This is a genomic window from Peijinzhouia sedimentorum, assembly GCF_049340005.1.
Lineage (GTDB): Bacteria > Bacteroidota > Bacteroidia > Cytophagales > Cyclobacteriaceae > CAXBDP01.
Map to the genome: position 1 here is coordinate 451,772 of NZ_JBMPIY010000001.1, position 12,179 is coordinate 463,950.

The following is a 12,179-nucleotide window of genomic DNA, read 5'->3' on the forward strand; positions in this document are numbered from 1 at the left end:
ATTGTATTCCTAACTTTTATTTATGCCAAATTTACACAATAGTAACCCTAAGATAAAAAATTACACTCCGATATCTTCATATAGTACAAATACACAACTAACATTATTTAGAACTCAAAGTACTGAAAACACTTCATGAAAGGCGTAAATGAACACATGAAAATATTTTATAAATAAAAAAAATGCAATTTATATATCGCTTTTAAGTGGATTTAAGGCAAAAAAAAGACCTCCGAAGAGGTCTTTTTTTTTACTTCTAGCTTTCTTAGATTATCTATTGCTCATTCCAACATATTCTCTTTGAGTAGCGCCAGTATATATCTGTCTAGGACGGCCGATTGGCTCACCATTTTCTCTCATCTCTTTCCACTGGGCAATCCAACCTGGCAGACGACCAAGAGCAAACATCACCGTGAACATATCTGTTGGAATTCCCATCGCACGGTATATGATACCCGAATAGAAATCCACATTTGGATAAAGTTTTCTTTCTACGAAATATTCATCGTTTAAAGCCGCTTCTTCAAGGCCTTTGGCTATTTCCAAAATTGGATCATTTACTCCTAATTTTGCTAATACATCATCCGCTGCTTTTTTGATGATTTTTGCTCTTGGATCAAAGTTTTTATATACTCTGTGCCCAAAGCCCATCAAACGGAATGGATCATTTTTATCTTTTGCTTTCTCTATATATCTTTTCGTATCACCACCATCAGCTTTAATTGCTTCAAGCATTTCAATTACTGCTTGGTTAGCACCACCATGCAATGGACCCCATAGCGCATTGATTCCAGAAGAAATAGAAGCATAAATGCTAGCTTGAGAAGAACCTACCAAACGAACTGTTGATGTTGAACAGTTTTGCTCGTGATCAGCATGAAGAATTAAAAGTTTGTCAAGAGCACTAGCTACAACAGGATCAATTTCATATTTCTCCGCTGGCAACGAGAACATCATTTTCAAGAAATTAGAGCAATAGTCTAGGCTATTGTCTGGGTAATTTACTGGATGCCCTACTCTGTTTTTATAAGACCAAGCCGCAAAAGTTGGCATTTTAGCCAATAATCTGATAATGCTTAGGTTTGTATCTTCTTCGGTTCTATTGCTCGCTAATGAGCCTGGGTAGAAAGCCGTCAATGAACAAACTAAGGAAGAAAGAACGCCCATTGGGTGTGAAGTGGAAGGAAATCCTTCTAGTATCTTCTTGATATCTTCATGCACTAAGGTGTGCGTTGTAACATCGTTTTTGAATTTATCGAATTGCTCTTGGGTTGGCAATTCACCGTAGATTAATAGATATGTTACTTCTAAAAAAGTAGATTTATCAGCTAAAGCTTCGATATCGTAACCTCTGTATCTTAAAATTCCTTGCTCACCATCTAAGAAAGTGATCGCACTTTTGGTTGATCCGGTATTTTTGAATCCTGGATCAATCGTGATAAGACCACTTTCACCTCTTAATTTACCAATATCTATGGCTTGTTCCTTTTCTGAACCTTCAATAACAGGAAGTTCAATATTTTGACCTTCGTAAGAAATTGTTGCAGTTTTTGACATCTTTATTGCTTTTGATTTTTATATCTTTTCTTTAATCGCTGGCGAAATTACATAAATTTGGATGGAAATAAAACCTAATTCGGATAGGAAAAATTGATAAAAATTAGCTTAAATAATTACCCATATTTATCACTCACCAATTGGGTAAACTTAGATTAAGATCAATTTGTTATCTCTGACCTCTTTTTAGTCTTTTATAACTCTCAAGTTTTTCTAGAAGGTATTCGGTGAGGTCGTAATCATTCGCCATTGTAAGGAAAACAGGATGTGGCTTGTATCGTTCCATAAATTCAGATAATTCTGCTCCCTCCAATTTTACAATAGGCGCTACAATTTCTTCGCTATATTTATCGTCATACAGTTTTTGTACAGCCTTTTGCTGCCTCTCTTGCGCTTTTAATATCTCCAGCTTTTTCAGTTGCTTATAATGATTGTCGAAATTGCTAAACAATGCAGTAAGCAATCCTGTAAGAGCCACACCTCCACCTAAACCTCCGCCACTAGTTCCAAAGCCAATACTTGATTTGTAATAGTTCAATGGATCTCTCACAAGTGGTGGTCTATTCGGCAAACCGATAATAGCTAGCTGCTTACGATCTTCCTCCCGCTGAATGAATCCTGGCATATCACGCAAATTCCTCACTGTGATTTGAGAAAGCTCATAGACTCTTGGGGAAATTTTTACCAGCAAATTTTCTCGCATTGCCAATGATTCTTCATTTACAAGAATGGTTGCATCGTCAAAACCTATATGAGTAAACCTGATGGTGTCACCAATTGCAACTAGAATTCTGAATTTTCCCAATTCATCAGTGGGGACACCAGTCCTTTGTTTTACAGAAATAACATTTGCAAATGGAAGTCTTTCATTATTGTCCGAGCGGTAAACTACTCCCTTGAACTCTACTCGCTCTTGAGCTATAGCAGTACTTGCCATCAAAAGCGGGAGGATAAAAAAGACTATAATTCTAGAGAGTTTTAAAAACATCAGTATTTTTTACGATATAGATGAAGCAAGGATTAGAAAAGTTTAAATATTACCCATTGCTCGAGTCAAATCCCATTCTGGGGCGTTTTTTATAGCTGGCAATACTTCTTCGGGCAAATCTACCACACTCCACAAGTTATTGTGATCTTCCTTCAAAAATCCTTCCTGAATTGATTTATTAAGCATTTCAACCAATGGCTCGTAATAATTATTAGTATTAAGAATTATTATTGGCTTATTAATAATGCCTAGTCTTTTCAAAGTAATTGCTTCCATCAATTCCTCAAATGTACCACAACCGCCCGGCAAGGTTATTAAAGCATCCGAATGTTCAAGAAACTTCTTTTTCCTTTCGTGCATTCCACCAACAAACATATAATTTTTGACACCCTTATGTTGAAGCTCAATTTCCTTCATAAAGTTGGGCATAATGCCAATTATTTCTCCATCAAGTCTTAAAACCGTATCTGCCACCGAACCCATCAATCCAACAGCTCCACCTCCAAATATCACTTGAATATTGTTCTCAACTAATATCTCGGCCAAACGGTTAGCTGCTTCGAAATATTTCTTATTGATATTGCTGCTCGAAGCACAATAAATACAAACACTCTTTATCTCCATTTTATCTTCGTTTAAACAGCCTCCCGCAAATCAACTGGCACTACTCGCGATACACCCTGCTCTATCATGGTGATTCCATAGATTATATCCGTGCTAGCCATTGTTCGCTTATTGTGGGTTACTATGATGAATTGTGAATCTTTGCTAAAGGTACGGATGATATTATTGAATTTGTCAATATTGGCATCATCAAGTGGCGCATCCACTTCATCAAAAATACAGAAAGGTGCCGGCTTCAGCAGATAAATTGCAAATAGCAATGATGTAGCTGTCAAGGTCTTTTCTCCACCCGAAAGCTGATTAATGGATAATGGTCTCTTTCCTTTCGGCTTGGCAGTGATCTCAATAGAAGACTCAAGAGGATTGTCAGGGTCTGATAAAATAAGACTACAATCATCTTCATTGGTGAATAATGAACGAAATACAGTGACGAAATTCTTTTGAATCTTATCGAAGGCTTCCATAAAATTCTCTTTTGCAACAGTGTTTATTTCATCAATTGTGCTCAATAGCGATTCCTTTGCTTGCACCAAATCTAGCTTTTGCGCTGTAATGAAATCAAAGCGTTCCTTTATTTCATTATAAGCTTCCATAGCCATTGGGTTTATAGGCCCAAGTCTGTCCATCTGATCCTTAATTTTTCGAATATTTTGCTCAAGTTCAGCAATACTCAAATCATCTTTTTCCCCTTCCTCGATGGACTTTAGATTCACTTCAAATTCAACAGAAATTCGATCCATCAATGATTGAATCTGCAACTTCACTTCATTCAGCGCTCCCTTTAATTCAAAAATCAAAGACTCGCCATTTTCCTTTTTCTTCTGAATCTCACGAACATTCTTCTCCTGCGTATCAATTTCGCCTCGCAATCGATAGTAATCTCGCTCAGCTTCATTCACACCTTTTTCAATAGTTTCCTTTTCATCATATAGATTCAAAAGACTATCATCGAACTCCTCTGATTGTTCTAGCAATTTTTTAATATCAATCTCAGCATTTTTCAATTCATCCTGATTTTTCAAAATTCTTTCGGATGCGGTTGCTAAGCTTTGTTCTTTGTACTCAATTTCGCGGGAGGTGCTTTCTAACTTATTCTTTTGCTGATGAAAAAGTATATTCTGCTGATTATAACCTGCCGATTTTACATTGAGCAATTCATTTTGCTTTTGTAAATCCTGGGTCTTTTCACTTAATTCCTTTTCGAGCAATGCCAATTGTGCTCTAGCTTGTTCAGCTTCTGGTCTTAATGTCGTTAGGTCTTCTTGCAAATCGGTGATCGAATCTTGGATATCCTCCTTACGTGTGGCTTCCGAATTAATGAATTGCTGCAATTGATCTTTTCTACTCGTCACAGCAGATAATTCCTGAGCAACTCTGGAGTAATTTTGCTGTGTGGCATCAATCTCAGTCTTTTTGCTTTGCTGCTTGAGCTTAAGTACTCGTTCCTGCTGATGCAGCGTAATATCCTCCAACTTCTCGATTTGCGCATTCAAAGACTTAATATCCTTGCTCAATTTCTCGAGATTCTTAGCTCTACCGATTTTTTTACCTTCGAATAAACCAACCGAACCTCCTGAAATACTGATTTTTTTGCGAGCAAGTCTACCGTTAATATTCAAAAACACAGTGCCATCCTCAGGCTCTGTTAAATGATCGGCTTCGAACAGGAATACATTCCCTAATAGCAATTGAACCAAATCGTTGAACTTAGTATCGTACTCCACTATATCGATAGCGCGTATTCCTCCCGCTGGTATTTTTACTTGAGCCGGCAAGTCCTCTCCTATTTTACTTAGTATAAAGAAATTTGCTTTTCCTCTATTCGAATCGCCCAACACATTTACCGCTTCAAAGGCATTACTCTCCTTCTCCACCACAAAGTAATTCATGTAGTGCTCAAGGTAATTTTCTATCGCTACTCTATACTTTTCGTCGCAGGTGATTATATCCGATAGCAAAGGCGTATCCTTTCCCCAACGCACATTTTTCTTTAAGTATTTGATAGCTTCTGGAAATCCTTCTAGATTTTCAACAAGCGATTTTGTAAGCTTATACTCATTCTCTTTGGCATCCAGCTGTCTTTTAAGCTTTTGTAGGTTCTCTTTGCTTTGCTCTAGTAACTGTTCAGATTCCTCTCTCCTCTCCAGTATTTCTGCTTCCTCCCGCTTCAAGAATTCCAGCAATTCTGCTTCTTTCTTTTGAGCTTTTTGCAATTCCTCAATTTTCTGATCGAATGACTCCAATTGAGAGTATTTCTCTTGACTACCAATGGCAGTTTTATCAAGCTCTAGTTTCAAGCTATTCAATTGAATCTCCTTGATTTCAAGTGATTTGGAATGTTGGTATGAATCCTCCTGCAATTTCTTGTAGTCGGCTCTTATCTTATTCACTTCACTTTGCAGTTCATCCGTTTTGATTTTTTGATCATCCAAAGCTGTCTTGAATATCAAAAGCTGCGATTCTACCTCGTCATACATTTTTTGCAGCGAACCATATTCACCTCTCAAGCCTTTCAATGAAAAATCAGCCCTTTCCTTACTTTCCTTATCCTTTTCGATCTGAGATTGCAAATCCTTAGCGCGCTCACTCAGGTATTTCAATCTTTCATTCTTGATCTTTTTGTCGCTTTCCTGCTGCCTAATTTTGTTTACATGCTCATTCAATGTTTTTTGACGAGAAGCAAGTAATTTTTCAAACTGGATTAGTTCTGCTTTGCTCTTTTCCACAATCGCTTCAGCTTGGGCTATTTCGGCAGTAAATGAAGCTCTGCTGTTTTCTTCGGTTGTTAATTGCTGTAATAATTTCTTCTCGCTATTTCTGAAATCCTCACTTTGCTTCAAGCCTAAGCTTATACTGAATTGCTTGTAACCAGATTTTAACTCATAATACTTTTCTGTTTGCTTGGCTTGCCGCTCTAGAGATTTCATGTTTTTGTTGATCTCAAAAAGCAAATCCTCTACCCGATTCAGATCACCTTCGGTATCCTCTAGCCTTTTTAATGTATCCTTTTTGCGCTTTTTGAACTTCGAGATACCTGCGGCTTCTTCAAATAATTGGCGGCGTGAATTATCCTTGTCATTCAAAATATCATCTACCATTTTCAGCTCGATAATGCTGTAGCTGTTAGATGAAATTCCAGTATCCATAAATAGGTCAGTGATATCCTTTAGCCTGCATGTAACACCATTGAGCTGATATTCACTCTCACCAGATCGATAGTATCGACGTGTTACGGTAACGCTAGTGTACTCGGTTGGCAGAAGATTTTTGGTATTAGAAAATGTCAATGAAACCTCTGCCAATTGGGTTGGTTTGCGGTTTTTAGTGCCATTAAAAATGACATTTTCCATTTTATCGCTACGTAGCATACGAGTTTTTTGCTCGCCCAGCACCCATCGGATAGCATCTACGACATTTGATTTGCCACAACCATTTGGGCCCACAATGCCCGTTACGCCCTCATCAAAGTTGATAATAATGCGGTCTCCGAAGCTTTTAAATCCTTTTATCTCCAGACGAGTTAATAACATATCGAATATCTAATTAATAAGCACAAAATTAAATTTAATTCATAAATTTGATCTATATGGAAAGTTTGAAAGATTTTCTGCCAATTTTATTGGCTCTGCTGTATTTTTTGGTTTCGGGTTTAGGTTCAAAAAAGAAAAAATCACAACCTAACCGTAGACAGCCTTCAAGACCCACCGAAGATAGTCCCGAAGTTAATACTCCTAGCGAAAAGCCTTTAACTTTTGAAGAATTATTACGCCAAATTTCTGGTGAGACGGAAGAAAAGCGGGAGGTTGAAGAAGAACTTAATTCCACAGTAGAAGAAATTGAAGATGATGTATATGAGACTGTTTATGGGGATAGGGAAGAATCCAAATATGCAGATTTCAGTGAAGTAGATATTTCTCAAGAGAAATACTCCAGACTGAACGACCGTGTTCAAATTGAAGAAGAAATTGAGAGAAAGAGAATTTTGGAAGTAATTGACTTAGAAGAAGACCAAAAAGGTTCATCCTCCAAAATTAAGGAAATGCTCCGATCACCGGAAGGTGCAAGAGATGCTGTAATCCTATCAGAAATCATAAGACCAAAATATTTTTAAAATTTCACAATTCGATTTGTGCGTTCGATTTTGGATGCAATTGATAGTGGCATTTCTCCTTTCTTATTATCTTAATCATAAATTGTGCAGATTACCTGATTTCGCAGATTTCTCAGTTCCATAAAAGCGATCTCTTAATAACATAAATGCTATGAAATAATAGTTGGTGACACGTATCAGCATTTTGGAGAAACATGACCTCCCGCTAGCTTCAACGACGCAAAACATCTCATAACAGTGTCAGCATATGAAAAATTTTGAAAAGACTAATCTACATCGTAGCTACTAATTCCTACAGCTCCACTAAAAGAGTACCACATTTTTATCGGAATTGTCTGAACCACTGGTTAAATTGATCAAATGATTTCACCAGTTTCTCTCTTAATCTATTGGAAGACTGATTATGATTTCTCATCTTTAAATAATTAATACAATTAAAAATTTCATGCAAAAAACACTGAGACATTTACAATTAATCATTTGACTTTTATTCCACAAACTATAATTTACAAATACCATAATTAATTAGATAAATCAAGTAACTACACATTCAAGTGATGCGTAAATAATATAAAATTTTATGTTATGGCAAAGCTTCTACTGTCCCTCCTATTTTCTTGTGTTATAGCCTTTTCAGCCAATGCTCAATGGCAAGTTGGCTTTCATTTTTCACCTACTTATTCTACGGGTGATTTCAAGCATGAATCAAATTCTGTCGATTTTTATGGGTTTAATTTTGAAGGAGCCTACAGGCTAAAAGACAGCCCAATTCTCGTAGGTGCAGCATTTAATTATAGCCTGTATGGGAGCCAATTAGACAAATCTTCATATGTAGATAATTCCGGTCAAACAATGAGAGTTCGCACAAATAATAACCTTATTAGTAATCGACTTTTTATACGCTTACAGCCAGATTTACCAATTTTTGTACAACCCTATGTAGAAGCTGCGGGAGGGTATAATTTCTTTTATACTCGTGAAACTATTCGTACTAGGATGTTTGAGGAGGTATTGGATGCAGCAACATTACATAATTCTGGAGCATTTATTTATGGAATTGGTGGTGGATTAGCTTTTCCAATACCAGAGACAATTGTTAGTATCGACTTGAGAGCTAATTATTTCACAGGTCAAAAAACAGATTATTTAACGAAATATGATACAAACTGGAATCCTGATACAGAAATATTGGAAATCAATCCAAGAAGCTCAACTACAGATATGCTGATGTTTCAGGTTGGTGTTAGCATAGAGATAGACTAAACATTACATTGTAGGAATTACAAGCTCACTTTGACAATTTATTATATGCTTAATTGGAAGATTTTTTAACTCCGATTAAGCTTATTTCTTCAAAATATTCTCCGCTTATGTACGATTATTATCGCTCTTAACCTTTTTCCAAAATGGTTTGGGAAAATATTGGTTTATTTATTACAAATAATCGATCTAATCATATAAACCTTAAATTATGAGTAACAATTACCATTATCTAGCTAGGATAATCCGAGCTGGAGTATTTACAACATTATTCATGGCACTTTGCGCTGTTCCTTCTTTTGCGCAACAGGTTGATATGGATATGTTTAAAGCCATGAAAACTAGGGCCATTGGGCCTGCAGGTATGAGTGGCCGTATTACAGCAATCGATGCTGTAGATGACAACCCAAACATCATTTATGCAGGTGCTGCATCTGGAGGTATTTGGAAATCTACAAGCGGTGGAGTTACTTGGAAGCCAATTTTTGATAAAGAAAAAGTGCATTCCATTGGAGCTTTAGATATTTATCAAAAAAACCCAAGCATCATTTGGGTAGGAACAGGTGAAGGAAACCCTAGAAACTCCTTAAGTGGTGGTTATGGTGTTTACAGAAGTTTAGATGCTGGTGCAACGTGGGAACTTATGGGTCTTGAGGCTACTAGAAATGTCCACAGAATCATTATACATCCAGACAATCCTGACGTGGTTTATGTAGGTGCAATTGGTTCTCCATGGGGCACTCAAGAAGAACGTGGCGTTTATAGAACTGAAGATGGTGGAAAAACCTGGGAAAAAATCCTTTATGTTGATGAAAAAACAGGTGTTGGTGAAATGATAATGGATCCTAATAACCCAAATAAAATCTTTGTCAATATGTGGGAACACCTTAGAACACCTGATTTCTTTAAGTCTGGTGGACCAAGCTCTGGTTTGTATGTAACCCATGACGGAGGTGACAACTGGAAAAAATTAAATGCAGAAGAAAATGGGTTACCTAAAGGTGATCTTGGACGTATGGGTTTGGCTATTTCAGCAGCAAACAGCAATAAAGTTTATGCGCTTATCGAATCTTCCAAAAATGCTCTTTATGTATCTGAAGATGGCGGCAATAAATTTGAAATGGTAAATGACAAAGGTGATATTGGTGATAGACCTTTTTATTACTTTGAAATTCATGCAAACCCTCAAAATGCGAATCAATTATACACTCTTTATTCTAGAGTAGGTGTAAGTATTGATGGAGGTAAATCATTCCAGCAATTACTTCCATACTCTGGCGTTCACCCTGATCACCACGCATGGTATATCAACCCTAATGATCCTAATTTGATGTACAATGGAAATGATGGTGGATTTAACATTACTAGAGATGGTGGTAAATCTTGGTATTTTGCTGAAGGCATTCCTGTAGGTCAATGGTACCATATCAATGTAGATAATCAAATGCCATATAATATCTATGGTGGTTTGCAAGATAACGGCTCTTGGGTAGGCCCTGCTTACGTATGGAAAAGAGGCGGTATCCGTAACACATACTGGCAAGAAGTAATGTTCGGTGATGGCTTTGATGCTATGGTCGATCAAACTAATCCGAGATATGGCTATGCGATGTCGCAAGGTGGTAATGTTGCAAGATTCGATATCGAAACTGGCCATACACGCACTATTCGTCCTACTCACCCAGATAAAGATGTATTCTTGAGATTCAACTGGAATGCTGCAATGGCTCAAAACCCTCACAATCCAGCTGGAATTTACTATGGTAGCCAATTCCTACACAAGAGTTCGGATAGAGGTGATACTTGGGAAATTATTTCTCCAGACTTAACGACAAACAACCCTGATCTGCAAAGACAGAGTGAAACTGGAGGTTTGACTTTTGATATTACAGGTGCAGAAAATAATACCACAATACTAGCTATTGCACCTAGCCCAGTAGATGAAAATGTAATTTGGGTTGGTACCGATGATGGCAATGTACAAGTAACTCGCGATGGTGGTGAAACTTGGACTAATACAGTTTCAAAAATGCCAGGTTTACCAGCAGGCAGCTGGATTCCACAAATCCAAGCCTCTCGCTACAATGCTGGCGAAGTTTGGGTAATCGCTAACAATTACAGAAGAAATGATTTCACAGCCTACGCTTACAGAAGTAAAGATTACGGTCAAACTTGGGAGAGAATAGTTGATGATAGCAAAGTTTGGGGTTATGCTCTTTCAATTGTTCAAGATCCAACTGAACCAAATTTAGTATTCCTAGGAACTGAATTTGGCTTGTATGTAAGTTTTGATAATGCTAAAACTTGGAACAAATGGACTCACGGCTATCCTGAAGCTGTATCTACTTATGATATGGTAATTCAAGAAAGAGAAGCTGATTTGGTAATTGGTACATTCGGTAGATCTATCTATGTATTGGATGATATCAGACCACTAAGAGAATATGCAAAACAAGGATCTGCATTGAAAAACTCAGCAATTGTTGCAGTAAAATCTCCTGACGCATACCAAGTAGAGCTAATTCAGCCTCATGGCGAACGTTTTGGTGCTGATGCACTATATGAAGGCGAAAATAGACAGAGCTTTGATGGTTGGTTATCGTTCTTTGTGAATACACCAAAAGAACCAAAGGATGGTGTTAAATATGACTCCGTAACTGTATCTATCTTTAATTCTTCAGGAGAACAAATCAGAACATTGAAATCAAAACCTGAGCAAGGATTAAATAGAATGTACTGGGGTTTAGATCGTAAAAGCACTTCAACGGTACAAGGTGGATTTGGTAGAGGATTCGGTGGAGGAGGTGGAGCTGCTTCCAGAAGGTTCTATGAACCAAGTGGTGGACCTGCACTTCCTGGTGAATACAAAATTGTATATACTTACGGTGATCAAACCTCTGAAACATCTATTAAAATAGCAACAGATCCACGCATTTCAGTCAATATGAGTGATCTTATTGCCAAAGATAATTTTGCTAAAGAAGTTGAAGCTGTAGGTGAAACAGCTGGAAAAGCAATGCAAGAATTAGGAAAAGCTAGAACTACTATTGAAAAAGTATTGGCTTATGCAAGAGGTAATGACGATGAAGCTGCTAAGGAGCTCATGAAAGCATCGAATGATATTCAGAAAAAACTTGATAAGGTAAATGAAGCATTTAGTGGTCCTAGAAGTGAAGGACAAGGTATCGTAAGAAATCTATTCCCAACAACTATGGGGAGATTATTTACTCCTAGAAGCTATGCAGGCTCAAGTTACAGCGCCCCAGGAGCAACTGAACAAAGATTATTAGAACAAGCTAAAGAAGCTTTAGCTGAAGCTTTGGAAGTGGCGAATGAGTTCTTTGCTAATGATTGGAAAGCATATCGAGAAAAAGTAGAAAGTATAGATTTTAGCTTATTCTCAGATGTACCAACATTCAAAATTGACTAGGAAAAACTTATTACAATGTTTAAAAAAAAGCTTCAGGGTCATTCCTGAAGCTTTTTTTGTTTCAAACCGTATAACTTAACTAAAAGCATTCTTTTGCTTTGAATACATATAATAATGACTAAAGTATAGCTCTTGTATATAAAATAAAAGACTTTAATACCCTTTTACAAAACATTTGTTAGAGTTATTTTTTTAACTGAAGTTTATTT

The 12,179-nt window shown here is 37.0% G+C and carries 7 protein-coding genes; 3 read left to right on the top strand and 4 right to left on the bottom strand.

Translation table 11 applies throughout. The annotated features are described in order from the left end of the window. Positions 1-270 precede the first annotated feature (270 nt). The 4 genes from ACOXY8_RS02060 to smc form a co-directional block, all read right to left on the bottom strand. On the bottom strand, positions 271-1,557 hold the full coding sequence (locus ACOXY8_RS02060) for a citrate synthase (RefSeq protein WP_458329900.1): 1,287 nt from the start codon (positions 1,555-1,557) through the stop codon (positions 271-273). A 169-nt stretch (positions 1,558-1,726) separates the two neighbouring features. Then, entirely contained in the window at positions 1,727-2,545 is an 819-nt protein-coding gene (locus tag ACOXY8_RS02065; RefSeq protein ID WP_458329901.1) for a carboxypeptidase-like regulatory domain-containing protein, read from the bottom strand. Between the two features lie 42 nt (positions 2,546-2,587). Beyond that, positions 2,588-3,169: an LOG family protein gene (locus tag ACOXY8_RS02070; protein WP_458329902.1), complete on the bottom strand. Its 582-nt coding sequence runs from the start codon at positions 3,167-3,169 to the stop codon at positions 2,588-2,590. Between the two features lie 11 nt (positions 3,170-3,180). Further along, positions 3,181-6,699, bottom strand: coding sequence for a chromosome segregation protein SMC (smc, locus tag ACOXY8_RS02075; RefSeq protein WP_458329903.1), 3,519 nt, complete (start codon positions 6,697-6,699; stop codon positions 3,181-3,183). Between the two features lie 56 nt (positions 6,700-6,755). Between smc and ACOXY8_RS02080 the strand changes: the two genes are divergently transcribed. From ACOXY8_RS02080 to ACOXY8_RS02090, 3 genes are all read left to right on the top strand, one after another. Beyond that, on the top strand, positions 6,756-7,280 hold the full coding sequence (locus ACOXY8_RS02080) for a hypothetical protein (RefSeq protein WP_458329904.1): 525 nt from the start codon (positions 6,756-6,758) through the stop codon (positions 7,278-7,280). 585 nt (positions 7,281-7,865) lie between these two features. Further along, the gene (locus ACOXY8_RS02085; RefSeq protein WP_458329905.1) at positions 7,866-8,543 is read left to right on the top strand and encodes a hypothetical protein; all 678 of its coding nucleotides are present in this window, start codon (positions 7,866-7,868) and stop codon (positions 8,541-8,543) included. A 208-nt stretch (positions 8,544-8,751) separates the two neighbouring features. Then, positions 8,752-11,970: a VPS10 domain-containing protein gene (locus tag ACOXY8_RS02090; RefSeq protein WP_458329906.1), complete on the top strand. Its 3,219-nt coding sequence runs from the start codon at positions 8,752-8,754 to the stop codon at positions 11,968-11,970. Positions 11,971-12,179 lie beyond the last annotated feature (209 nt).